The organism is Bacillus sp. YKCMOAS1 (assembly GCF_030268125.1).
In the GTDB taxonomy this organism is placed as follows: Bacteria; Bacillota; Bacilli; order Bacillales; family Bacillaceae; genus Bacillus; species Bacillus safensis.
Genome location: NZ_BSEI01000001.1, coordinates 633,121 through 657,784 on the forward strand (window position 1 = coordinate 633,121; position 24,664 = coordinate 657,784).

Genomic DNA, 24,664 nt, shown 5'->3' on the forward strand with positions numbered 1-24,664 from the left:
TCTGAGTGGATTTTGATGTTGCCTTTATGCTACAGGCCTTTATAGCCGCACTTCATTATTTGCCAACGACACTGCTATTAGGCTTTCTCCCGCTACTATTTGGCTCTGTCTTTGGATTTGGTATTGCCCTTATCCGTTTTTATCAGGTGCCTGTATTGTCTCCTTTGTTTAAATGGTTTGTGGCTATTTTTAAAGCAATTCCGGTTGTCCTGATTTTGCTCGTATCTTATCTGCTTTTTTCCGATTCACTGGACCATTTGGCTGCATCTCTTTCTCTTCAGATTCGTTTCAGTGATTTGGACAGACGATGGATTGCCATTTTCGCCCTTACTTTATATGCCGTAAGCGGGTTATCTGAAATATTTCGAAGCTCTCTTGCATCTATTCCAAAGGGACAATTCGATGCTGCTCTATCCGTTGGTTTCACCAGCAGACAGGTTTTAAGAAGGGTCATCATACCGCAAGTCTTTCCCATCTCCCTTCCAATGCTGAACAACATGCTGATCAGTTTAATCAAAGCCTCTTCTCTCGTTTCTATGGTGTCTGTGGTCGATATTTTAAACGGCGCTTTAATTAAAGCCAATGTGAACTATCGTTATCTTGAAGCATACATCGCCGTTGCCCTGATCTACTGGGCCCTGTGTGCCTCAATCGAAGCCATTACAGCCGGATATGAGAAATATGGACATAAAAACAAAAGGAGACGATTGGCATGATTGATATCAAACAGGTGCATAAAGCGTTCGGTAAAAATCAGATTCTGAGAGGAATTGATTTAACGGTAGAAAGAGGCGAAGTGGTCGTCATTTTAGGTCCGAGCGGTTCTGGAAAATCAACCTTTCTGCGATGCTTGAATTTTCTTGAGCGTGCAGATCAAGGAGAAATCAGCATTGATCACACGACCGTCAAGTTCAATCAAGCAAGGCCTAAAGACATTCTCGCACTTCGCAGAAAAACCGCCATGGTCTTTCAGCAATACGATCTATTTCTTCATAAAACAGCACTTGAAAACGTCATGGAAGGTTTAGTCATTGCCCGTAAACAACCAAAAGATCAAGCCTATGACACATCTCTCCAATTACTCACAAAGGTCGGATTACTGGAGAAAAAGGATGCCTATCCGCATCAATTATCTGGCGGACAGCAGCAGCGAGTCGGCATTGCACGGGCACTGGCTTTGAATCCAGAAGTCATTTTATTCGACGAACCGACCTCTGCATTAGATCCAGAACTTGTAGGAGAAACGCTTGATGTCATTAAACAGGTAGCACAAACCGGGGTCACCATGATCATCGTCACCCACGAGATGAGCTTTGCCTATGATATTGCTGACAGGGTGATTTTCATGGAGGATGGAGTCATCGTCGAATCAGGTACGCCGGAAGAAGTCTTTGAACAGACGAAAGAAGAACGTACAAAACAATTTTTAGCAAGATTCTCTTATCACCATTCATAAAATACAAGTCGATCCATGGGGTCGGCTTGTTTCTGTGCAAAATAAAAACCAGTCTGTTCTAGCCATCAGCCATCACATACTGGTTCTTCTCGTTAGTTCAATTCCTTCAACTGATCAATATAAGCAAGGGCAGCCTCAAATTCTTCGTCCGTATAGCGCTGCTTGCTTTTAATGGTGAAGACCTTTTCCTTTATCTCATCTTCTGGCAGGTCATCAAAATATAAAATCGTTGAGACAAGCTCTAGGAAACGGGACGATTGCTCGTTCATCTGGTGCGTCAGCGCTTTGAGGTCAGGCATGTCCACTTCACATTGATCGAGAAACTCTTTCCCATTGTCCGTCAGCGAATAGCGATATTGATAGTATCCGCCCTTTTTTTCCTTCATTTCGTCCAAGAATCCAAGGTTGCACAGCTCTTCAATTCTGAGCGTCAACTCCTCTGAATAGGGGCCATAAAAATGAAAATCGTATTTCTCGTAAAAAGGCAAATTTAGCTTTTTTGCTATGTAAATCATCTTTTGCAGCTTCTTCCGTCCAACGATTTCCCCTGATTCAGAGAATACCTTCATCAACTTTGCATGCTCTTTCAACAAATTCCCGACATCTCCTTTTTCAGTACTTCTTTATCCCAAACCAAGCAGCTTCATGATCGCCTTCTTTTCTTCAGCTTTTTCCGACATATCTACAATTAAGTCCATCGGGAAATAAAGTTTATGATCGGTTCTTCGTTTACCGGAAATGGCGTCAACAATATCTGACTGTCTCGACAGTTCTTTAATATGACCGCTTTGCGTCAAAAGGTGAATTGGCAGCCTCTCTTCTTCCTCTCCTGGTCTATAAAAGTCATAGGGCAAGTCAGAAGACGAGTCGACCACTAAATAGTAGTCAGGATCAATTCCTGCCTCCTTAAACAAGGCGGTCAGCTTGAAATATTTCGTCATTTCTTCATTTGGATTAAACTCTGTATATTGGAACAATCGGCGGTTCATAAAACGGCGGCACAAATCGGCCAGCACGTGATCTTCTTCGTCTTCCCACGCCTGAAAATAAAATAAAACAATGGATTCATCCAGCTTAATATAGTCCTCTGTGGTGACATTTCCCTCAAAGATTGAGTAAAAATGAACTGGGGCATGTGTAAAAATATAACCCGTTTCATGCAGCTCTTTTGCACGATGAAGGATTTTCGTTAAAATGACTTCCGCACTGCGTGTCACTGGATGGAAATAGACTTGCCAGTACATTTGATAGCGGCTCATAATATAATCTTCTACCGCATGCATCCCGCTCTGCTTCATCACAATCTGATCTTCTCTCGGGCGCATCACACGTAAAATACGTTCCATATCAAAGTGGCCGTAGCTGACGCCTGTATAGTAGGCATCACGCTGCAAATAGTCCATTCGGTCGGCATCGATTTGACTTGAGATCAAACTAACCACCTGTTTGTTTTGATACGTTTTGGCAATGACTTCAGCCACATGCTTCGGGAAATCATCACTCACCCGGCGGAGCACTTCATTGACTTCCGTCTGCCCTAAAATAATATCTCTTGTAAACGATTCATGGTCTAAGTGGAAGACCTTTTCAAAGGAGTGAGAAAATGGACCATGTCCGAGGTCATGAAGCAAGGCTGCACTAAGTACAAGCTCGCGCTCTCCTTCATCCCATTCAGGCCGCCCTTTAAACACATCATCCACAATTCGTCTCACAATCTCGTATACACCGAGTGAATGATTGAATCGGCTGTGTTCTGCACCATGAAACGTCAAATACGTGGTTCCTAGCTGTTTAATCCGTCTCAGGCGCTGAAATTCTCTTGTTCCTATTAAATCCCATATTAATGCGTCCCTTACATGAACATAACGGTGCACAGGATCTTTAAATACCTTTTCCTCAGATAATTTACCTTTTGGATACGCCATCGTTTCGTCCCTCTTTTTTTAAGACGTGTTTCTATTATATCGGGTAACTTTTCCCGAAAACATCCTTGAATTTGTTGGTGAATGTGTTCTCAAAGATTGCACGGACGTAAAAAGCCCGACCTGACAGGGACGGACCTCTTTTTAGGTCGACTGAACACATTCAGTGACATTTATTTGACTTTTTTTTGAACCTTTTCAAGTAATTCATCTTCTGTTGGTGCGGATAATGGGCGATTGTTCACAAACGCAAAAGCCTTTTTTCGTCCTGGACCACAATAGGATTGACAGCCAATCTCAATTTTTGCATCAGGGTCAACCGATTTGAGTCGAGGCAATAACGTCTTTAGGTTCGTCGCATCACAATCGTCACATACGCGAAACTCATTAGCCATGGTCTTACGCTTCCTTTCAATGATGATACTTCATTCTATATGAAACAGTTGGACAGCCAATCGTGAATAATATACCACCCAACATTGTACATCGAAGCGGCTGGACTTGCAAGACGCTTTGCCGCCCCAATGACGCGTTTACATAAAAGCTAGTATTTTCCACTATCCTTTTAGCAAACTTGTATAAACCTTCTTGAACTTGGCTAATCTAATACCATCAAATCATATGGGGGTTTAAACACATGTCAAAACAAAGACAAGATGCTTGGTCAGAGGAAAATGATCTCCTCCTGGCAGAAACCGTCTTACGTCACGTCAGAGAGGGCAGTACGCAGCTAAATGCGTTTGAAGAAGTAGGAGACAAGCTGAACCGCACCTCCGCAGCATGCGGATTTAGATGGAACGCTGTCGTGAGGCATCAATATGAAAAAGCGTTGGCACTAGCCAAAAAACAACGAAAACAACGGATGCGTGCACTTGGCAATGGCCAGCCTGCGAAAAAACGATTACTTTATCAGCCGCAAGTAGAAGAAACGGTCACTCAGGAGGAATTCTCCCAGGAATTGGAGCCAGCAAAGGAAGAAACATTTGCACCAGCTGCTGAAACTGCCGAACAGCTTCAGTTTGTGGATCAAAGCTACAATGAAGAGTTAGCTAGTTTATCACATTTATTGTCACAGGCTTCTCCTGCCCCAAATACCGCAGAGAAAAAGCCGGAAGCAAATCCATTTAGGCAGCATCAAGAATTAACCATCGACGATATCATTGATTTCTTACGCCGTTATGAAGGCGATGGTCAGCAATCCACTGCCTTACGTATGGAAAACAGCCGCTTAAAAAGAGAAAACAATGAGCTTTCTCATAAAGTCTCGCAGCTAGAAGCTGAAGTAAAAAAGCTTGAAAAGGATCAGCTCACGATTCAAGAAGATTATGAAACACTCGTCAAAATCATGAACCGTGCAAGAAAACTAGTTTTGTTTGAAGAAGACGATAGTGCCGCACCAACCTTTAAAATGGATCGGAACGGCAACCTCGAAAAAATGGCAGAATAACAAAAAGTGCTCCCCGCCTCGGGAAGCACTTTTTTAAATGCCCAAAAATAGCATCACACTAAAAAGGACATTGATCAAAAACACGAACATAAAAATATACCTGACCTGCCTTACTTGAAAATCACCAAACATAAAAATATAAAGACCTGCGATGCCAAGTGTCAGTACAGGCTGAAGAAATGGCACTAAAAGCGAAATGCCGTAGCCGGCTCCCATGATGACAGGAAGCCATAGTAAATAGAGGTAACCGCCATTTTTGGATTTCAAGAAACCACTCCCTCTCTTTCTTCTATCTGCTTGATTTCAGGCTGAACAAACTTGAGTCCGGCTATTGTGCGGCCGCGTTTTTGTGATGTCCAAACCACAATCGCCGGCTGCTCTGTCAGAGATTCTGTATCAATGGTGATTAGCACTTTGTCATGTAATTCAATTGAAGCTTCAGACTCGATTTTACACCCAGATAAACTAATATCATGTATATTCACCGGCACCTTCTCTTCTAACCGGTCCTCATAGACTAGCGTGCCTGCCACACCTTGCAATGGTCTTCTCATCCATTTGCGCCGAATAGCCTTTGGTACTTTCTCCGTTTCTCTTACAAAGCGGAGAAATGTCCGAACAGCATAGGATTTTTTCTCACGATCCGTTATCGATACGTGCTCTCGTGTGAATAAGAAGCGGATCAGTGATAGGTACTGTGATTTTTCTGTGTTAGTAAAAGCCACACCAACCATCAGCTTGTCTCCCTCCGAATGACTCCAGACCACATCACATGCCACACTTTCATTCTCTGAAAAGGATAATTGCATTTGTCCTTGATTTAGAGAAGAAGCTTGATCCAATGGAATGGATAGACGTGCACCTGAATCACTCATATCTAGTAGAAAACAAGCAATCGACTCATCTTGATGATCAGAACGGAGCTGCCCCTCTTTTTCAATGACAAACCGCTCTGATTTTCGATAACGCGGACGATCAAACGCCACAATAAGTGCCATGAACAGCCCTGCACCGTTATAAAGTACCCAAAAAATATTAATCAACGTGAGATCAGCATTCATCGTCCCATTTACTTTCATATCGTATCCTATTTTCACAAGGACAAGCAATGAGAGCAGCAAGAAGATCAAATGAGGAATCATCGTTTTCAAATGGAAATGTCTCTTGTCCGTTTGAATTCCCTTCGGCGTGACAAGAAATTCAACCCTCTTCTTCAAAAACAGCTCACTTAAAGCCACACCAGCCAGGTGGAATGCCATAGAGCTTTCGTAAATATGACTCCAAAACATACTTCTTTTTTGATTCGACACCAGTTTAAACGCTAAATACGAACTAAAGAACGCCGGCAGCCAAAACATGAAAATGGACTGAAAATCGGCCCAGAAACTTTGAATACCAAATAATAAAAACAATATCGGTGTAAGAATGTAAATCATTTTAAACAAACCGTTAAACCAATACACAATGCCATCTAAATAAAGAACGCGCTGCATAAGCGTTAAGCCGCGAACCTTCAATGGATTAAACTTACGGGCACACTGAATGTTCCCTCTCGACCACCGGTCTCGCTGCTTTAACAGATCAAGCCAGCTTTCAGGTGCCAGACCGACAGCTAATACCTCTCCGACAGACACAGATTTGAACTTCCCTTGGAGAAGCATTCCTGTCGCCATGTCTTCTGTAATTACCCCAGTAGCAAATCCGCCAATTTCCTCTAATGCTGTTCTTCTAAATACCGTATTACTCCCGACATACATGACCGCATTGAATCGATCTTTACCAGATTGGAGGGTTTGCATGAAGAAGTCCTGCTCATTTGGAATTCGATCCTTCGAGAACATATTATATTGGAAAGGATCTTCGTTATAAAACGCTTGTGGAACTTGAACAAATGCAGTCGCTCCATCATGAAAGTAAGGCACTGTCTTTTCTAAAAAGGCAGGAAGCGGGACCATATCAGCATCAAGTGTGAGAATCAGCTCCCCATTCGTTTGAGACATCGCATGGTTTAAATTCCCCGCCTTAGCAAACTTGTTATCCGTTCTTGTCAGATAATGAACACCAAACTCAGAAGCAAGCTGCTTCACAGACTCCCTCTTGCCATCATCACATAAATAAATATGGACGCTGCCTTTTGGATAAGACAGATTCAAACAACCTGCAACCGTGCGTTTTAGCACTTCAATTGGTTCATTATATGTAGCTATGAAAATATCAACTGTTGGCAGCCTTTCAAGATCACTGATCATGACTTGTTTCCGATTTGAAGGCTTCCAAACAAGTGTATAAAACACAAGCAGCTGTAAAAATCCAATACATTCACAGGCCACAAGCAAGATGCCCATTATCATATTAAATGTACCTTCATGCGGCAGTGTAAAGAAAAGACGCCAGCAAATGTATGCGGCATTTGTTAACACACAGAGCACAATGATGATTTTTTTAATCGTAGAGGCCATTGGCTGAATACGATACATCACATACAACAAAGACAAAACACAAAGCATAAACAGCGGGTAATACGTGGTGATGAATGACAATACATTTTCCTTCTTTCTTATGTCATAAAGGACTATCACATATATAAAATTTCATAACAAAGGAGGGGATTCTTCCATTACATTGCCCCTCCAAATCTATATAAATCATTTCCACAATCTATCTAACTGATTCGAATAAAAATCAATGGCCTTTCGATAACTCAAAATAGCAGGATCGTTTGTCGTCTCAGTTAAACAGTTCAGTAATATTTCCATCGCTTTGCTATGTTCCTTCAAATTATACAAAGTCATGGCATAAAACGTTTGAATGGCTTTATTATGCGGATAAGCTTCCATCGCATGCAGGAATATCTGTTTTGACTTTTCATATTCCCCTAAGGTTCTGTATGTACTTCCTAACCCTAGTAAAGCGTCTTCTAGTTCTTCTGAAGACAATCCTAACTCAATGGCCCTTTCATAAAAAAAGACAGCTTGTTTTTCCTTTCCTAACACATCATAACTCCAAGCACATTGATAGTGAATGGAGGCATGGTCTGGATACTCTTCTACAAGACGGGTGAGCATGTCATTGGATTCTTGAAGATGTCCACTTTCTCGAAGTTCAATGGCTTTCAGAAGTTTCGTTTCCATTACATCACCCCTAATTTTTAAGATGGAAAGATGTGTTTACGAGAACACTTTCTCATTTCGCTCAATCATCCGCGTCATGTTTTTCTCAAACTCTAGCTGTTCCTCGGTGGTCAGTCCTGAAGCTGTCAGTTGGTCGCTCAGCTTTTGGAGTTCTTCTAGTAAAAGACGCATGAGAAGCGCACAGTCAATTGGTTCTCCAGTTAATTCTGATAGGGATGCCATCGTATCCGGCTGTATATCAGGGAATACCGCTTTCACCTCATGTCGTTTATCCTTTAAGGCCACCTCATAAAAACGGCGAATCAAATCAGCTCGTTTTTGACCGCTTCCATCTGCACACAAATAGATTTGCACAGCGACCCCTCCGCGTAATCTACGCTGAGAAATGCCGGCAAATTTCTTTCCATTGATACTCAAATCGTAGCTGCCTGGACAGTAAGAGCCGACAATTTCATAAGCTTCAATGTCCACCTCATACACCGACAGCATCCGGCGGATCAATTCCACCATCGCATCATACCCGCGGTCAATATCAATGCCCTTCTTTTGTTCAGCAAAGATTAAAGACACATTCAGTACGCCTTCATCCAGTACCACAGCAAGACCGCCTGAATTGCGCACAATCACACGATATCCTTCATCCTCAAGCAGCTTTACACCATCTTGGAGAAAAGGAAGTCTTGTATCCTGAATCCCAAGCACAATCGTATTGTGATGCACCCAAGAACGGGCTGTCGCTGGTGAGAGGCCCTTCCCCACCGACGCGCAAAGCGTATCATCCATCGCAAAGGATTGCTTTGGGTCTACATAGAGACCTAGGCTCGATTGATCTATGATTCGCCATGTCGGCTGTGTCAATAACTCAATAGGTTCATTTTTCATGTCCTGCATATCCTCTCGTTCATAAACTGTGTTTATTATACCATGGGAGGAATGGAGGGAGAATGCAAAAAAGCTCCATAACATTTGGCGTCACAGAGCGTTTCAGTTAGATGATTTTGTTTTCTTGTTCTTCCTTTTCGAGATGAAATAAACAGCTGCAATTAAAACGACAGGAACCCCAACCACGAGGCATGCAGCGATCAATGTATTCCACGGCAAATTGATCATCTCCTTAATAAACTAAACTTCTATGAAACAGCCCTCATTTACCCAGCTCAACAAGTCTTCAGCGACCAGTTCCGCATGCTGAGAGTCCATCACACCAGTATCGACGATCCACACTTTTTTCTCCTCTTCTGCCTGCCGCATGAGAAGTACTCGCCCGCCGCCATCGTCACCAATTGCTGCATAGCCGCTTGCATACTGCTGAACCTCCCACGTTGCATTGCGTTCCACTATGTCCTCAGTTCCGTATAGTAGAACATCGCCTCCAACAGAACATCCATTTGTCTGTTTCAGCAATTCCTTATAAGCACGGGGCAGCACCATGTTTAGCTGGGATTCTGCCTCTTTGATATGTATGTCACTTGCTGGTTTGTTCACGTGCAAATTTAGGATTTGAGTTAAATTGAGCATTTTAAGAGCCTCCTCTATGTTAAGCAGCTGATTTTTTCATGACCCTTTTATACATCTTTAAAAGAAAATAGCCTCATCTAGAACTATAGACAGCCATTTTATCTATTACAGCATTTCTTTTAGCAAACTCTCTGCTTTATGTAATTCATCTAGAAAGGGGTTTAGATAATCATTGTAACTATCCAAATAAGCTCTTACCCCGCCAATGATCAACATCTTTTGGAGATCTTCATTGTTCTGAATGATCCTTTGTGCATCCTTATATCTTTTGTATATTAATTGGAGAACACCTTGATTGATTTTTTGGGAATAGTCTTTTTCTAGGATGTTGATGACGGTTTGGATTTGTTTCGTTAGTTCTTGTTTTTTGTTCATTGAACGCTCCTATTTTCGAAGTTTTATTTAAATCATTCAATGGTACTTTACTGTTAATAATATAGATTGAGCTTTGATGATACACATGCGCTATCATATTTCAGCCCAAACTGCCCCGGGTATGAACCTACAGAAACCGGTTTTGCCAACGATCAACTTGACGCATATTTCACTAACTCATAAATAATTAAAAGGCCCTCTTACCGAGGGCTTGGATTTTAAAGTTCTAAGATGTCAATTGTTACTCAACTGCCAATTCCCATACTATTTGACCATCTACCAAAATCTTATTTGGTGGATCATCATAAAGAGATATCTCAACTAAAGAGCTTTTCTCTTGAATTAACCAATCGTATACACTGCCACTGTTTTCATTAGGATGAGATAGAATATCATTCACTTGGAAAGCAGCAGCAATATATTCTGTAAAATTAATATCATCTTCATCTAACATATTATTTGTTTCAAAAACTGTATCTAGTTTTCCTAAGATTTTCAACCCACTATTCCATTCCAAAATCATATCTTTTTTTTCATACTTTATTAATGTTCCAATCAAAGAATCGTAACCCATTTTTTACCTCCAATTCATTTTAAGGCCTCGCTGGTACGATGTGAGCACCATCTTTCCCATAATGTATCATTCCCTTAGTAGTCTCTTCATACTTTCCAGTATCAATATTATAGTATTTTCCTATTGCTTGGCCAAAGTCTATCCTTTCTTTATTCTTACCCAATTCTTTGCCTGTCCCTGCATATTTATCCAGCAATTCTTGTGCCTTTTTATTATCTCCGTAAAAAATGCTTTTATTTTTTCCATTTGCTACTTCTTGCTTGTAATTTGGTGTTTCTGGAATATGTTTTTCTTGAGCTCCTGATTTTACTTTTGCTGGGAAACCATTTACTTCACGGTAAGGTCCTTTAGGTACGGATTGTTTTCCGTAAGCAGGTGTTTTAACCCTCTTCACATTCTTCTCTTGATCCAACCTAAAAACATATTTCCCAACCTTCACTATTTTCGTGATTGGGATGATAGAGACTGCGGATAAGGCTCGGTCTGTGCTACTGATGTTTTGGCTGGTTTCTGGGTCTTTGCCAGTAACGGCTCGGTAGCCGTCGTAGATGCCGCTGTATTCTAAGATGATGTTTTCGGTAGTTGAGACAACTTCACCATCTAATATGCGTTTAGCGTTGCCACGGCTACGGCTTTCTGGAATTTTATCGACTTCTTCTATTCTTATTTCGCCGTTTGTGAAATACGTTCGGATGATTTGTTTATTGGCATAAACGGTGTATCGTCCACCAATAAAATCAATATTCGATGGGTCCGTGACGACTTCATCTGCGATGTCGAATTCTTTTAACTTTTTAATGCCTTTTACGTTGAATAGTTTACCATTTATGACCCTGATGTCTCTATGAATCTTGTTTTTCCCGTTCACGGCTTCCCTTTGCAATGTCGTAAGCGATGGATCGTTTGCTGTGATTTGTTTACTGATGTTTTTATGGGTGTCATTCCGAACAACCGTCTCCACATTCGCTTGTCGTTTCTCTTTCAGTTTCTTCAGCATGATGATCATTGGATTGTCTTTTGGGTTGTCTATTTTGTCGTTCAATCCACTGATGGTGCTGCTTACTTTTTCTTCTTTTCCATCTTTGAAAATAGATCCCTTTTGATAGCTCGTGATGTCGATTTTAGGGCTGGTGAACATGGTACTTAAGGTATCTATGTATTGCTTCATTGTTTGAAGGGAGCTTTTGGTTTCATGTAAAGCATTTTTCTGCTCCCTGTCAAATGCATGAAGCAGACCAATGGTTTTTGAGGTCTCAAGCCATGCCTTTTGATAGTTTTGCTGAAAAGCTGATTCGTCTACACTTGGCAAGTGAACAATATGACCAACTCTGCCGATGGCGTGGTTTACCTCTGATACGATTTCAGAAATCGTACGTTCAGCTTTTTTTAAGCCTTGATCAAGTTCTTGTTCAATAAACGCTTGTGAGATAAAGCCGTGCTCGTTTGATTCTAGTGCGTGAAGAGCCTGCTTTGTGTTTTTCAATGCAGCACTATATTCCTCAGTGACGACCTGAAAGAATTGCAGGAAGGGAATATGGCATTCTGTATAGAAGGCGCGGATGGCTTGTCCCGCCTCTCCCTTTAGTGCGCCGTCGAGTGAGATGATGTGATTGATTTGTTTTTCTAAGGAGCTGATTTGCTGTGACTGCTGCTTTAACGTATTCAGCGTTTGATCTATTCCGTTTATTAGCCCAAAGGCGTCAAGGGTTTTCATTGCGTTCTCCTTTATTTTCTTTTACTGCTGGAAGCAAGCGCCTTGTCCGTTTCAATCATGGTGTTCACCGCTTGTTCTGTTTGTACAAGCTGTTTCTGAAGGATGCCTATATAGGATGTAATTAATTCGTTCAGTTGTTGATTAATCTTTTCTAATGAGTCTGCCGTCACGAGCTGATTTCTTCCTTTGATGGTTGTTGGAAGGGCTGCATTCATTTGAGCGCCTGATTGTTTTGCATGCTGTAATACTCGTTTGACCTGACTGGCATCTATTTTAATTTCTCTCATCATGTGACTACCCTCTTTTTTCTTCCAGTTGTTTCTGCTTTTCTTTCTCTATTTTTCTTTCAACCGAATGAATTTCATGTTCTAACGAATGAATCTCCGATGTGAAATCACTAATTATCTCATCAATTCGATTTAATAGATTGGTTAGCTGTACTCCTTTTATCTCCTGACTGGCGGAAGCCATTTCGTCTCGAATGTCATCAAACGTGTCTGCCAAATGGCCAAACCATGTATGTGATGTCAGATCCGGATGAGTGATTTTCTTGCTGGCATCTGACAGGGTTAATTTTGCCTCTTTGATTTCTTTGCGGCACAGGTTGAGTTCGATGATTTGTTCTTTTTTTATAGATATATCTGCCTTTAATGAATACAAGGCTGTTTTATAACCGATGATTGCTCCAGATATGGTCAAACACCTCTATCCCTTAAATAGTCCTCCGTTATGTTACCATTTACTAGAACAAGAGGCATATGATTGAAAGTGAATTGACCAAAAAATGAATCGTACGTATTGGGTTTTAATACCTATTTCTAACGCGCAAAAAAGCTGAATTCATTTACTGAATCCAGCTTTTTATTGCTTATTTGAGCGAATCACTCGCTGATGCTGATGGATGATCGCTAAATGAGGTGTCTTTCTTTTCAGGAATATAATTCAGAGAGAAACCAACAAGACTAAAAAAGGCACTTAACACCAGTGTTGGGTTTTTGAATAGATTCGTACTTGCAATAATCATATCTCCCTTTTGCAAGACAATCCCTAGTATTTGACCAAATACCAACAGGGCTCCTGACGTTAAGAACAGGACAAGCAGCACTTTAAATAATAATTCCATTAATGCTCTCATGTGTTTCTCCTTTCTATACTGGAAGTATTCCCATTCCGATGAGCCAGCCAATTCCCACGATCGGCAGCATATAGTAGAGAATCAGTGGTATAAAGGTTTTCTCAGGTTTGGCTCCTGCAAGACCAGAAGCAATGAAAATCGATCCTGATGCCGGCGGGGAAGCGCCTTCTGTCGATGAAAAAGCAAGAATGGCGACAACAGCCACAACTGGATCCACTCCGACTGAGACTAAAGCTGAAAACGAGACAAGTCCAACAGCTGTTAATGTGGCTGTAGAAGATAATGGTCCAGCCACCAGCGTGACAAGAATTCCCACAATGAGTACCATGAGCCATTTCGGAATGGTAAGTACTGATGTGATTTGCGTCAAATCTTCTGCCAATCCTAATTCAGCAAGCACCTGGCTTGCCGCAACAGCAAACAGCATCAAGGCACCGATCGTTGTAAATTTAGGAATGGCCGACTTGAAAAACTGAGACCAATCAAGTGCAGACGCCTTTTTTCTCCCGATCGTTAAACTAATCAACATCATGAGAATCGGAATCCACGTAATTAAAGAAATGTGATCCATTGCCTCTGGTCCAATGTTTGGATTACTTTTTAAGTAGTTTGCCAGTGGACCAATTGTGATAATGATAGGAATCAAGGCACCGAAAAAAATAAAGATCGACTTCCACCCTTGTTTCACAGCTTCCCTAAAAGGAAGAATATCATCTGGCGGCATGGCCTGAATTTTATTCTTTTTCACCAGAATATACACCAAAATAAATCGGTATACGACTTGATACAGTCCCCCTATTAGAAGCGCAATATATAAATCTCCTTCCGATACAAGGGCTGCAATTGGTGCAAACCCCAGCATGATAAACATGGAAGAGTTCGGAGGCAGTGCTGCTCCAAGTCCGCCATTCCCTGCTAAAATGGTCGCTGTATGGGTTCGGCTCCAGCCTGATTTAATCATCCAAGAGGCCGTGATAGAGCCAGTGGCAGCTGTGTTTGCAGAATTTGAACCTGAAAGAGCACCTAAGACTGCTGAGCCTAACGTACTCATATAAGCTGCTCCACCAGGAAGTTTACCTACAACCGAATTTAAGATTCGCAAGAGTGCATGAATTAATTCCAGCTTTTCAATTAAATAAGCCATGAATACAAATGCAACAGCTGCATAGAGCACCTCATATGTGGATGCGAATTTTAATCCATCCCAGAAAAGTCTTAATGCATCCAATCCGCCAAATAATGTGGTTGCAATAAAGCCTAATAGCATGGCTTCTCCCATATTCCGTTTCACGACGACATTCCATATAATGATGACAGCTATGAATACAATCAACGCAATAAAACCCATATCGTTTTTTCGCCTCCCCTTTGTTAAATAAAACGCTTACAATTTATTACCCCTGCTGCATCACGTCAATGACTTCTTCCCAGCTGGCCGGCTTTTTCCCATTAAACCGTTCAACGAATTGAAAGTCTGCTAATCTCTCTAGCTTCTGTTGTGCTGCCCGAGACATGCTTGCATCAATATGAGCTGAATCCAGCATTTCAATAGAGCCAAGAAGCTCAACCGCTCGTCTTTTCGCATGCAATGCACTCCCTGTTACAAGACGATTCATGGTCTCTTCAAAACTTTTGCTATCCATTGTATTGCTTAGTGAAGAAATCACTTTATGCTCCACATTATATTTTTTGGAAATTTCCAAAAATTCAATCATGAGACCAACGATCCCCTTCATATAAATGCTTCTGATCAGCTTTAAAGCCGAAGCATCTCCTGGCTGGTCACTGATTTTTGTGATATTCATGCCATAAGCATTCATTACTTTCATGAATTGGTCAGTTCCACTGCCGCTTGCCGTGATCGGAACCTTGTGTTTGTTGACTGGAAGAGGCCCTAGCATGGCGGCATCTACAAATAGAGCTTCTTGCTTTTCAATTTCGTTTGCCACTTGTTTTTTGATGTCTGGTGTTGATGCCGACACATCCACATATAGTTGATTCTTTTTCAAACTTCCCGTTACAGATTGTGCCACTTCTAAGGTTTTATTCGCTGGCACAGCTGCAATCACAATATCAGATTTCTCAATGACTTCGCTGATACTGCTGGTTAATTGAACTCCTGTCTGCGATGCTTTCTCTTTCAACGCGCCAGCTAATTTCTCATTCTGTAATAGTACATCATACGCGTAAAATTGATCTAATCCTTCTGTTTTCAATCCCGTTGATAGCTCATATGCTGCTTCTCCATAACCGATAAAGCCTATCTTCATCACCGATTCTCCCCTATCCCTGAAATTTTTTCATTCTGCCATCCAGCCATGCCGGTGCTAAAAGACTGATGTCTTGCTTTCCTTCGTCCACATACTGTTGAATCGTTTTTAATCTCTGATTTTCATACGCTTGTTTCTCTTCCGCTAGTGTCAGCAGATGTTCCGCCTTTTCCTTTGGAACGATGACGACTCCATCATCGTCAGCAATGACTAAATCACCTGGAGCTACTTTGACACCGCCGCACGAGATGGTTTGATTCAATTCCCCAGGACCATCTTTAAAAGGTCCGTTTGGCATAAATCCCTTACTGTATATTGGAAAAGCCAGCTCCTCTAAAGAGAGTTTGTCGCGAACAAGCCCGTCAATTACGATTCCTTCAATTCCTACCGCCTTTGCTGAATGGGCCATCAATTCCCCTAAATATGCATGACCTTTATGGTCTTTTCCATCAACAATCAGTACATCTCCTTCTTTAGCAGAATAGATCGCTTGATGAAGAAATAAATTATCCCCTGGCCGTAAGCTAACGGTAAAAGCTGTCCCTACTATATTCATGCCTCTTGCAACAGGCTTAATTTGATGATCCATCGCTCCGGTGCATCCCATCACGTCTGACAGCAAGGTTGAGTTAAGCTTTCTTGCCCGATCTATTAGATCATTTGACACGAATTGAACAGTACTCATTGTTTCCATCATCCCCTTTGAGTTATATTCGTTACATTCAACTTTATTAAAGTAATATATATTACTTTCGTGACACGATCATACCATCTCGATTTTATTTAGTAAAGCGCTTTCATAAAAATTAAATGAAAAAAATGAGTCACCACACGACTAATGTGTTGTGTGATAACTCATTTTCGTTAACATATGATTGATTTGATCTAAACGAGGTTTTGTTCTTTCAGGGTCATTAATGGCTAAGGCACTTAAAATATAATCTACGATAAAGATAGCAGATACGACAGAGTTATGAGAGCCCACACTTGCTGAGGAACATGGTAATACATATTGTGCATACTTAGTTAGTGGAGAGCTGTAGCTGTCTGTAATTAAAAGCACTTCCACCCCATATGACTTCGCTGCCTCCAGCAAGTCCTTTATACGCTTTGCATAGCGGGGATAGCTGACCGCTATAATGAAATCATCAGATTGAAAATGAACGAGATCATCCACCCAGTCGCTTTTGTCCGCATCAATATATTGACAGTTCCCCAATAGCCGATTGATTCCAAATGACAGATACTCGCCAACAGGTCTTCCACTTCGGACACTTGTACACAGAACCTGGCGGGAGCTGGCTATTTTTTCAACAATATGCTGAAAGGTTTCTTCCGTGATATTGTCTAAAGCGTACTGGATATTTTGAAATTGCAGCTCCACATGGTTGTGCAGAAGCTTACTTTTATTTGAATGCTTGAGGTTCGCTTCAAGTCTCGTTTGAGGGGCAGCTTTATGCTTCATGTTTGATTGAAGCTCTTTTTGAAGCTCAGAGAAACCGGAATACCCTACAGCAGAAGAGAATCTCATGATGGTAGCTGTACTCGTCCCAACTTTTGAAGCCAATTTATCTACAGTTAAAAACGCGACCTCCATCGGATTGTGCACGATATAATCTGCAATTCTCCTTTGTGCCTCTGTTAATCCCGCGACCTTATGCTGAAGCTTATGTATGAAATCGTCCATTATTGCACCTGCCTATTCTATCGGCTTTATCTACGATCAAATTTTTTCTTTTCCCCCTATATTGTACACATTTGTCATCAAAAAAACAGCCAGCACGAATCTATCGTACTGGCTGCCTTTGTCGAGATCATTATAGTGCTTGAGCTGCTGTGATAAGCGCAAGATTGTAAACGTCTTCGGCATTACAGCCTCTTGAAAGATCGTTTACTGGCTGGTTTAAGCCTTGTAGGATTGGACCTACAGCTTCAAAATTACCTAAGCGCTGTGCAATTTTGTAGCCAATGTTTCCTGCTTCGAGGCTAGGGAAAACAAATACGCTGGCATCGCCTTTGATGACGGAATCTGGCGCTTTTTTCGCTGCTACTGAAGGAACGAAAGCTGCATCGAATTGGAATTCTCCATCAAGTACAAGCTCAGGTGCCTTTTCTTTTGCAATGCGAACTGCTTCAGATACTTTTTCTGTTTCGTCTGATTTAGCTGAGCCTTTAGTAGAGAAGCTAAGCATTGCCACACGTGGTTCGATATCAAACATTTTTGCTGTGTTTGCACTTTCGATCGCAATTTCAGCTAGATCTTGGCTGTCTGGAGCAATGTTGATTGCACAATCAGCAAACACGTACTGCTCTTCGCCGCGAGCCATGATGAAGACGCCAGATGTTTTCTTTACGCCTTCTTTTGTTTTAATGATTTGAAGTGCTGGACGCACTGTGTCAGCAGTTGAGTGTGCCGCACCGCTCACAAGTCCGTCTGCAAGACCTTTATACACAAGCATTGTACCGAAGTAGTTTTCATCTAGTAATGCTTTTCTTGCTTGCTCTTCTGTTGCTTTGCCTTTACGTCTTTCTACGAAAGCTTGTACAAGCTCTTCAAAACCTTCATATGTATGTGGATCATACACGTCAACACCATCAAGTGTAAGACCTAATTCTTTTGCTTTTGCTTCAACTTCTTGTTTTTTACCTACCACAATTGGCTGTAATACTTTGCCATCTGCTAGTTTTTGAACGGCTGTTAGAATGCGTTCGTCCATTCCCTCAGGAAAAACGATCTTTACTCCTTTACCTGCAACCTTTTCCTGAACTGTTGAAAAAATATCTGCCACTACAATACCCTCCTTGATTTTACAAAAAAAGCGTTCTCTTTTAAGCATACTCTTCTTCTACCTAAATTCAAACTACCAACTTATATTATAGCGCTTACAAATTAAATTCTTATTTTTCAAACTAATTTAATCAATTTTCATAAAAGCTGTTTTCTTCGTTCAAGTTTTGATCACATCTCCATTTGGACAAACTATGTTATAGTTGGAACAGATGGAAAACTGTTAATAGGAGTGAAAGAAATGAGCGAACAACATACAACAAATGAAGCAGCTCAAACACTAGATGGCTGGTATGCGCTGCATGATTTTAGAACGATCGACTGGACAGCTTGGAAGCTGCTGACAAGTGATGAGCGCCAAGCCATCATTCATGAGTTCACAGGTCTATTGGAAAAATGGAAAACAGCTGAGCAAGATAAAGCTGGGAGCCAAACAATCTATAGTATTGTCGGCCAAAAAGCAGATATTATGCTCATGATTTTACGTCCGACAATGGAAGAACTAGGTGAAATTGAACTTGAATTCAACAAAACACGACTAGCAGAATTTACGATTCCAGCTTATTCGTATGTTTCAGTTGTTGAGCTCAGCAACTACTTAGCAGGAGGCGGCGATGGCGGAGATCCTTACGAGAACCCGCATGTACGTGCGCGCCTATATCCAGAGCTTCCTTCTTCTCAATACGTGTGCTTCTATCCAATGGATAAAAGACGTTCTGGCAATGACAACTGGTACATGCTTTCCATGGATGAGCGTAAATCTCTTATGAGAAGCCATGGCTTAATTGGCCGAAGCTATGCTGGAAAAGTAAAACAGATCATTACAGGTTCTGTTGGTTTTGATGATTATGAGTGGGGCGTAACCCTTTTCTCTGATGATGTGCTTCAATTTAAAAAATTGGTTTATGAAATGCGCTTTGATGAAGTCAGTGCACGCTACGGCGAATTCGGTTCCTTCTTTGTTGGAAACCGTTTAGCAAACGAGCAGCTGGCGTCTTATTTCCATGTATGATAAACTCTTAAGGCTTCGGATCTTTCCGAAGCTTTTTTATGTATTTGTTTAGAAAGGTGATCACATCATGAAAAACTTCCCCATCGCTATTTTTGCGTTAACGCTCGGTGCGTTTTCGATTGGCATGACTGAATTTGTCATCATGGGCCTTTTGCCAAATGTCGCAAACGATCTTCATGTATCAATTTCTGCTTCAGGACAGCTGATTACTGGATACGCACTTGGTGTCGCAGTTGGTGGACCTATATTAACGTTATCGACTGGGAAAATGTCGAGAAAACGTCTCCTCATTCTGTTAATGATTCTTTTCGTGGCGGGAAATGCTGCTGCCGCTGTCTCGACCTCTTATGGTCTATTAATGGCCGCCCGTATTTTAACGTCATTTGCTCATGGAACGTTCTTTGGCGTCGGAGCCATTATGGCTGCACGGCTTGTGCCTAAAGAGAAAAGTGCAAGTGCGATCAGCTTCATGTTTACAGGACTGACGGTAGCCAATGTACTCGGTGTGCCGTTCGGTACCTTTATCGGAAATCAATTCGGCTGGCGTATGTCTTTTCTAGTCATTGCCGTCATTGGTCTCATTTCCTTAATCGGTATCATCAGCTTAGTTCCGAATCAATCAAAGGAAGAAGTATTGGATATTCGAAATGAAGTATCCGTCTTGAAAAAACCACAGGTACTCGTTTCCTTTGCGATGACCATCTTTGGTTTTGCTGGTGTTTTTACAGCATTTACGTATATCAGCCCAATCCTGCTGCAAGTCACTGGCTTTCAGGAAAATGGGGTAACGCTCATCCTTGTCCTATTTGGACTTGGGGTCACCATCGGGAATTTAGTTGGCGGAAAACTTGCTGACTGGAAGCTGATGCCGAGTATTATGGTGACACTGCTCCTACTCATTGCTGTCCTGTTATTGTTTACAGTCACTTCCGAATTCAAAGTGCCTGCCGTGCTGACCATTTTTGTTTGGGGAATCATTTCATTTATTCTTGTTCCTACCTTGCAATACCGCACGATGAACATGGCACATGAAGCACCGACACTCGCATCGACGCTCAGCCATTCTGCCTTTAATATTGGGAATGCCGGCGGTGCAGCGCTTGGCGGTCTTGCTATCGACATCACACATTTACAGCTTGTTCCGTTATTTGCTGCAGCTGTGACATTTATTGGCCTTATCATTACGTTTATGAGTTATCAGTCAGATAAACGAATAAAAAGGACCTGACATAGGTCCTTTTTTATTTCACCACGGTCATTTCTGGCTCTTCTATTTGTTTTAAGCGTTCCTGAATGGGATGGGAAAAAGAGTGCTCTGACAAGACAATATGGGAGACGGTTTTTGTAAATCCAGACACTTCTTGAATAAAGGCTTCAATTTCTTCAAGAGACGAAACTGACAGCTTAATGAAAAAGCAAGACTGTCCTGCCACTCGATAAGCAAAAAAAGCGCGTGGGTGCTCGTTCATAAAAGCCACAAAACGCTGATACTCCCCATTTAACACCGTAACTTCCAGCAGGCAGTCAATCAGAAGCCCTAATTTTTTATAATTGACCTGAACAGAATACCCTTCGATAATCCCTGCGTCCTCTAATTTACGCACTCTTTCTGCTACCGCAGGTGCTGATAAATTCACTCGTTTGGACAATTCCCTCATGGATAAGCGGGCATCTTCTCTCAATTCATTTAAAATATGCACATCAACATCGGTGATTTTCATTCGTACCTCTCCTATCCAAAAATCGTTCCATTTGAAAAGTATTTGATGATAATACTTATGATGCGAAATGTAAAATAAAACTAAATAATGGTAGAATTTATTTTAACGGAATTGAATGAAAAAGCAAGTATGGAGGGATCACTTGATGAAAGAATCTTTAGACAGCCAGGCTTCTAAAACATTTCCCATCACACTTGCCATCGCACTCACACTTGGCGTTTTTGCGGCGGGATCGGAGGAACTGGTGATTTCACCACTGCTGCCTGATTTATCAAACTCCTTTCAGCACTCTCTTGATGTTCTCGCTCTTTCCATCAGCATTTATGGGTTAGCTGTGCTGGTTGGAGCTCCGCTTCTCGTTCCTTTAGGGGACCGGTATTCAAGAGAGCTGTGTTTGATAATTGGGCTGTCTTTCTTTTTGATTGGAACAGTGATGTGTGCTGCTGCCCCAAATTTGGCCATGTTTTTTGCCGGCCGTGCTATTTCTGGGCTGGCGACTGGTGTATTTGTGCCAACAGCCTATGCTCTTGTGGGGGACCGGGTTCCATATGAATATCGCGGCAAAGTGATGGGACTCATTGTATCGAGCTGGTCTCTTTCTCTTGTCCTTGGTGTGCCCATTGGCGCTTTTATCGGTCAAAGTTTGAACTGGCGATGGACATTTTGGATTTTCGCCATGATGAGTCTCGTTGTCCTGCTGCTCGTCATCCTTGAATCTAGAAAACAAGTCGCCACAGCTCATCCGAAGGCACCTCAAGCTAGGGAGAAATCAGGTTCTTTATGGGGGGCTTTGAAAATCGATCGTGTCCCTGCCTATTTGACCGTGACATTTTGTAACATGCTTGGATTTTATGGTATGTATTCATTTTTAGGAGCTTACCTACAAAGTTTGTTTTCCGGAGGGCAATCAACAGCTGGACTTCTGATCATGGCTTATGGCGTTGGTTTTTCCATGAGTATATTTACCGGGAAATTAGCAGATTGGTTTGGCAAAACACGGTCTCTTTTCTTTGTGCTGGGCGGCATTGCGCTCGTTCTTGCCTTACTTCCTTATGCCCCGTTCTCATGGACATTGCTCATTTTCGCTTTATTTATTTGGGGTGCCATGCAAAGTTTATCCGTCACGCTTTTGAGCACCGTCCTGAGCGACTGCTCCCAAACACAACGAGGCAAAGTGATGGCTTTTTACAGCCTTGCTTCCAATCTAGCCGTTATGCTTGGGTCCGCTTTGATGGGACCTGTTTATGTCCATTTCGGCTATCATACGGTAGGACTTGTATGTGCACTCATTACGCTCGTTGGTTTTCTCATCAGCTTCATCAGCTATAAACGTGAAAAAACCTTACAGCAGAAACATAAAAATACCTTTGAAACGTGAGCTCATTTCACTGCACATCTCGATATGTGCAGTTTTTTAGATCAATTTTTAATATCATCATAAAATACATTTTTTATAAATTTTGTTGACAATTACCAATTTTATTTTTTATAATCTAGTAAAAATTTGAAAAGATTGGATGGTAAACATGATCTTAAAGAATGATGTTTTTCATTTCAAAGAGGAGCCCATCGTTTCACCTAAGATGTTTACAGTCAATACATTAGGCCCTAAGGGGACAAGCAGTGAATATGCAGCAAAACATTTCATCTCTCATTCCACCACTACACTCGGCACTCATACGAAACTATCCCTTTACGACACATTCGAAACTTGCATTGAACATACTCTCTCTAACGCACTCCAATACACTCTCGTTCCACACGCATACGAAGGAATTAAACACTTCTACATGAGACCTGACCTGCAGCTTTTACAAATATTCAGATGTGACACGCCCATGTATGGTTTGGCTGTCAGACCAGATTTCCCCTTTCAAGAACAAATGCTTCACCATTTAAAAATTGTTTCTCATCCTGCACCTGTGAATTTGATTCAATATTTTATTCATCAAAATGCTGAATTTGAGCTTGTCAATTCTACAAGTACAGCCGCACAAAAAGTAAGAGACGGCGAATTTGATTTCGCTTTAACCAATGAGGTGGCTAGAGCTACATACGGCCTCACCTTCATTCGAACATTTAAAAGCATTCCTATGAGCTGGTCTATATTCGGAAAAGGAGAGATGTAACATGACGACTGAACAAAAGGTGCAAGAATTATATTTTCCTCAAGCGAAAAAACGAGAATGGGATAATGGTGTCATCCAATATTCTACTGTCAGAGGCGATACGGAAGTGTTAATTTCATACGTCCCTCCTCACACGATCATCGAACCTCACGAGCATCCGGAAGCACAAATCGGTATCGTATTAAAAGGCGAGCTTCAAATGACGGTCGGCCAATCGACCCAAGTGCTCACCACATTAGAATCAGCCTATATTGCACCACCATTCGTTCCTCACGGCGCATCGAATTTGACAGATGAAGAAGTGATCGCCATTGATATTAAAAGATTAAAAGATGGCGAGGAATATACGGCTCCTCCTACTTATTTCTTAGACATTTTCAAAACGCGTGATTTGCTTCCTGGCATGGAAGTGACCTTTTTTGTGGAGGACTGGATGGAGCTTATGATTGCCAACATTCCGGGGAATGGCGGGGAAATGCCTTTTCATAAGCACCGTAATGAACAAATCGGGATTTGCATTAGCGGTGGTTACGATATGACGATTGAAGGCTTTACAGAGAAGATGGAATTTGGCACGACCTACTTCTGTGATCCAAAAGAAGATCACGGCGCCATTAATCCAAAGCCAGAAACATCAAAGTCTATTAATCTCTTCTTCCCTCCACGCTATAACCGTTTAAAGCCAAAAGCGTCTAAGGTGAAGAAATGAACATTGCCGGAAAAGTCGTCCTCATTACAGGAGGTGCATCAGGGATTGGGCTTGCCGCGGTCAAGCTTTTCCTTGAGCACGGAGCAAAAGTAGCAGTAGCTGACATCAATGAACAGAGCGGCAAACAACTCATTGAGTCATTGCCTCATGAACATGCTGCTTTTTTCAAAACAGATATTACGAATGAGTCTGACTGTCAAAAAACCGTTCAGTCCGTGCTGAGCCAATTCGGGACAATTGATGTGTTGATTAACAATGCAGGCATCGAAATTGTCTCACCTATTCACGAGATGTCACTGAAGGATTGGAACCATATTCTACAGGTCAACCTGACGGGTGTATTTCTTATGAGTAAGCATACATTGCCGCATATGCTTGAGAAGAAAAGCGGGAGTATTATTAATACTGGATCTGTCGGAGGTCTCGTTGGCTGGCCTGACATTCCTGCATACAACGCAACAAAGGGCGGTGTCATCCAGCTCACCAAATCGATGGCGATCGACTATGCCGCTCATCAAATCAGGGTGAATTGTATCGCCCCAGGCATCATTGATACGCCATTAAATGAAAAATCCTTTTTAGACAATCATTCAGAAAGTCTTGAGTTTGTCAAAAAGGAAAAAGCAAAGGTGAATCCCTTGCTTCGTCTCGGAAAACCTGAAGAAATTGCGGGCGTGATGCTGTTTCTCGCCTCTGATCTATCCAGCTATATGACTGGAAGTGTTGTCACAGCAGATGGCGGTTACACCGCTAGATAAAAAGG

General features: G+C 41.7%; 29 protein-coding genes. 9 read left to right on the top strand and 20 right to left on the bottom strand.

Annotation, left to right across the window (positions count from 1 at the left end; translation table 11 throughout):
• Positions 1-5 precede the first annotated feature (5 nt).
• Positions 6-716 (top strand): ABC transporter permease subunit, encoded by a 711-nt coding sequence (locus QSJ46_RS03255; protein WP_047202585.1) that lies wholly within the window; start codon positions 6-8, stop codon positions 714-716.
• Positions 713-1,456 (top strand): amino acid ABC transporter ATP-binding protein, encoded by a 744-nt coding sequence (locus tag QSJ46_RS03260; protein ID WP_107162916.1) that lies wholly within the window; start codon positions 713-715, stop codon positions 1,454-1,456. Before QSJ46_RS03255 ends, QSJ46_RS03260 begins: the two co-directional genes overlap by 4 nt.
• Before the next feature lie 92 nt (positions 1,457-1,548).
• On the opposite strand, the gene QSJ46_RS03265 is transcribed toward QSJ46_RS03260, so the two are convergent.
• The 3 genes from QSJ46_RS03265 to QSJ46_RS03275 all read right to left on the bottom strand — a co-directional run bounded on the left by QSJ46_RS03265 (position 1,549) and on the right by QSJ46_RS03275 (position 3,773).
• Positions 1,549-2,049: a YwgA family protein gene (locus QSJ46_RS03265; RefSeq protein ID WP_047202587.1), complete on the bottom strand. Its 501-nt coding sequence runs from the start codon at positions 2,047-2,049 to the stop codon at positions 1,549-1,551.
• Between the two features lie 30 nt (positions 2,050-2,079).
• Positions 2,080-3,381: an HD domain-containing protein gene (locus QSJ46_RS03270; RefSeq protein ID WP_007497716.1), complete on the bottom strand. Its 1,302-nt coding sequence runs from the start codon at positions 3,379-3,381 to the stop codon at positions 2,080-2,082.
• Positions 3,382-3,551: 170 nt separating this feature from the next.
• Positions 3,552-3,773 carry a YuzB family protein gene (locus QSJ46_RS03275; protein ID WP_003215259.1) on the bottom strand — a complete coding sequence of 74 codons (222 nt, stop codon included), beginning with the start codon at positions 3,771-3,773 and terminating at the stop codon, positions 3,552-3,554.
• Positions 3,774-4,015: 242 nt separating this feature from the next.
• Here QSJ46_RS03275 and QSJ46_RS03280 point away from each other — a divergent pair, with 242 nt between their 5' ends.
• A complete protein-coding gene (locus QSJ46_RS03280) occupies positions 4,016-4,825 on the top strand; it encodes an RsfA family transcriptional regulator (protein ID WP_034281253.1) in 810 nt (269 codons plus the stop codon).
• 33 nt (positions 4,826-4,858) lie between these two features.
• Here the strand turns inward: QSJ46_RS03280 and QSJ46_RS03285 are convergent, their stop codons facing one another.
• From QSJ46_RS03285 to pta, 16 genes are all read right to left on the bottom strand, one after another.
• Complete coding sequence (locus tag QSJ46_RS03285; RefSeq protein WP_024426379.1) at positions 4,859-5,092, bottom strand: DUF5970 family protein; 234 nt, start codon at positions 5,090-5,092, stop codon at positions 4,859-4,861.
• Positions 5,089-7,365, bottom strand: coding sequence for a glycosyltransferase (locus tag QSJ46_RS03290; RefSeq protein WP_224929739.1), 2,277 nt, complete (start codon positions 7,363-7,365; stop codon positions 5,089-5,091). Before QSJ46_RS03290 ends, QSJ46_RS03285 begins: the two co-directional genes overlap by 4 nt.
• Positions 7,366-7,470: 105 nt before the next feature.
• Positions 7,471-7,956 (bottom strand): tetratricopeptide repeat protein, encoded by a 486-nt coding sequence (locus QSJ46_RS03295; RefSeq protein WP_047202590.1) that lies wholly within the window; start codon positions 7,954-7,956, stop codon positions 7,471-7,473.
• Positions 7,957-7,992: 36 nt separating this feature from the next.
• Positions 7,993-8,838 carry an octanoyl-[GcvH]:protein N-octanoyltransferase gene (gene lipL / locus QSJ46_RS03300; protein WP_107162913.1) on the bottom strand — a complete coding sequence of 282 codons (846 nt, stop codon included), beginning with the start codon at positions 8,836-8,838 and terminating at the stop codon, positions 7,993-7,995.
• 240 nt (positions 8,839-9,078) lie between these two features.
• Entirely contained in the window at positions 9,079-9,492 is a 414-nt protein-coding gene (locus QSJ46_RS03305) for an SMI1/KNR4 family protein (protein ID WP_285604383.1), read from the bottom strand.
• Positions 9,493-9,579: 87 nt separating this feature from the next.
• The gene (locus tag QSJ46_RS03310) at positions 9,580-9,849 is read right to left on the bottom strand and encodes a hypothetical protein (RefSeq protein ID WP_039182236.1); all 270 of its coding nucleotides are present in this window, start codon (positions 9,847-9,849) and stop codon (positions 9,580-9,582) included.
• 241 nt (positions 9,850-10,090) lie between these two features.
• On the bottom strand, positions 10,091-10,423 hold the full coding sequence (locus tag QSJ46_RS03315) for a hypothetical protein (protein ID WP_058838515.1): 333 nt from the start codon (positions 10,421-10,423) through the stop codon (positions 10,091-10,093).
• Between the two features lie 19 nt (positions 10,424-10,442).
• Positions 10,443-12,137 carry a T7SS effector LXG polymorphic toxin gene (locus tag QSJ46_RS03320; RefSeq protein ID WP_285604271.1) on the bottom strand — a complete coding sequence of 565 codons (1,695 nt, stop codon included), beginning with the start codon at positions 12,135-12,137 and terminating at the stop codon, positions 10,443-10,445.
• A gap of 11 nt (positions 12,138-12,148) precedes the next feature.
• Complete coding sequence (locus tag QSJ46_RS03325) at positions 12,149-12,427, bottom strand: YwqI/YxiC family protein (RefSeq protein WP_285604272.1); 279 nt, start codon at positions 12,425-12,427, stop codon at positions 12,149-12,151.
• 4 nt (positions 12,428-12,431) lie between these two features.
• Complete coding sequence (locus QSJ46_RS03330; protein ID WP_047202615.1) at positions 12,432-12,830, bottom strand: YwqH-like family protein; 399 nt, start codon at positions 12,828-12,830, stop codon at positions 12,432-12,434.
• Positions 12,831-13,005: 175 nt separating this feature from the next.
• Positions 13,006-13,272, bottom strand: coding sequence for a hypothetical protein (locus QSJ46_RS03335; protein WP_041087759.1), 267 nt, complete (start codon positions 13,270-13,272; stop codon positions 13,006-13,008).
• A 13-nt stretch (positions 13,273-13,285) separates the two neighbouring features.
• On the bottom strand, positions 13,286-14,620 hold the full coding sequence (locus QSJ46_RS03340) for a TRAP transporter large permease subunit (RefSeq protein WP_047202597.1): 1,335 nt from the start codon (positions 14,618-14,620) through the stop codon (positions 13,286-13,288).
• A gap of 46 nt (positions 14,621-14,666) precedes the next feature.
• Positions 14,667-15,542 carry a prephenate dehydrogenase/arogenate dehydrogenase family protein gene (locus tag QSJ46_RS03345; protein ID WP_285604273.1) on the bottom strand — a complete coding sequence of 292 codons (876 nt, stop codon included), beginning with the start codon at positions 15,540-15,542 and terminating at the stop codon, positions 14,667-14,669.
• A gap of 13 nt (positions 15,543-15,555) precedes the next feature.
• A complete protein-coding gene (locus tag QSJ46_RS03350) occupies positions 15,556-16,227 on the bottom strand; it encodes an RraA family protein (RefSeq protein WP_285604274.1) in 672 nt (223 codons plus the stop codon).
• 150 nt (positions 16,228-16,377) lie between these two features.
• A complete protein-coding gene (locus QSJ46_RS03355; RefSeq protein WP_075612092.1) occupies positions 16,378-17,229 on the bottom strand; it encodes a MurR/RpiR family transcriptional regulator in 852 nt (283 codons plus the stop codon).
• Positions 17,230-17,359: 130 nt separating this feature from the next.
• Entirely contained in the window at positions 17,360-18,331 is a 972-nt protein-coding gene (gene pta, locus QSJ46_RS03360) for a phosphate acetyltransferase (protein WP_024423792.1), read from the bottom strand.
• Between the two features lie 240 nt (positions 18,332-18,571).
• Between pta and hemQ the strand changes: the two genes are divergently transcribed.
• Both hemQ and QSJ46_RS03370 read left to right on the top strand, forming a co-directional pair.
• A complete protein-coding gene (gene hemQ / locus QSJ46_RS03365) occupies positions 18,572-19,342 on the top strand; it encodes a hydrogen peroxide-dependent heme synthase (RefSeq protein WP_024423793.1) in 771 nt (256 codons plus the stop codon).
• A gap of 67 nt (positions 19,343-19,409) precedes the next feature.
• Positions 19,410-20,570, top strand: coding sequence for an MFS transporter (locus tag QSJ46_RS03370; protein ID WP_224929752.1), 1,161 nt, complete (start codon positions 19,410-19,412; stop codon positions 20,568-20,570).
• A gap of 13 nt (positions 20,571-20,583) precedes the next feature.
• On the opposite strand, the gene QSJ46_RS03375 is transcribed toward QSJ46_RS03370, so the two are convergent.
• A complete protein-coding gene (locus QSJ46_RS03375) occupies positions 20,584-21,063 on the bottom strand; it encodes an Lrp/AsnC family transcriptional regulator (protein ID WP_041087746.1) in 480 nt (159 codons plus the stop codon).
• A gap of 145 nt (positions 21,064-21,208) precedes the next feature.
• Here QSJ46_RS03375 and QSJ46_RS03380 point away from each other — a divergent pair, with 145 nt between their 5' ends.
• From QSJ46_RS03380 to QSJ46_RS03395, 4 genes are all read left to right on the top strand, one after another.
• Positions 21,209-22,441, top strand: a complete 1,233-nt coding sequence (locus QSJ46_RS03380; RefSeq protein ID WP_285604275.1) for an MFS transporter — start codon at positions 21,209-21,211, stop codon at positions 22,439-22,441.
• Between the two features lie 148 nt (positions 22,442-22,589).
• Complete coding sequence (locus QSJ46_RS03385) at positions 22,590-23,192, top strand: type 2 periplasmic-binding domain-containing protein (protein ID WP_024423797.1); 603 nt, start codon at positions 22,590-22,592, stop codon at positions 23,190-23,192.
• 1 nt (position 23,193) lies between these two features.
• Positions 23,194-23,901: a 3-((4R)-4-hydroxycyclohexa-1,5-dien-1-yl)-2-oxopropanoate isomerase gene (gene bacB / locus QSJ46_RS03390; RefSeq protein WP_285604276.1), complete on the top strand. Its 708-nt coding sequence runs from the start codon at positions 23,194-23,196 to the stop codon at positions 23,899-23,901.
• Positions 23,898-24,659 (top strand): glucose 1-dehydrogenase, encoded by a 762-nt coding sequence (locus QSJ46_RS03395; RefSeq protein WP_285604277.1) that lies wholly within the window; start codon positions 23,898-23,900, stop codon positions 24,657-24,659. Before bacB ends, QSJ46_RS03395 begins: the two co-directional genes overlap by 4 nt.
• Positions 24,660-24,664: the final 5 nt, after the last annotated feature.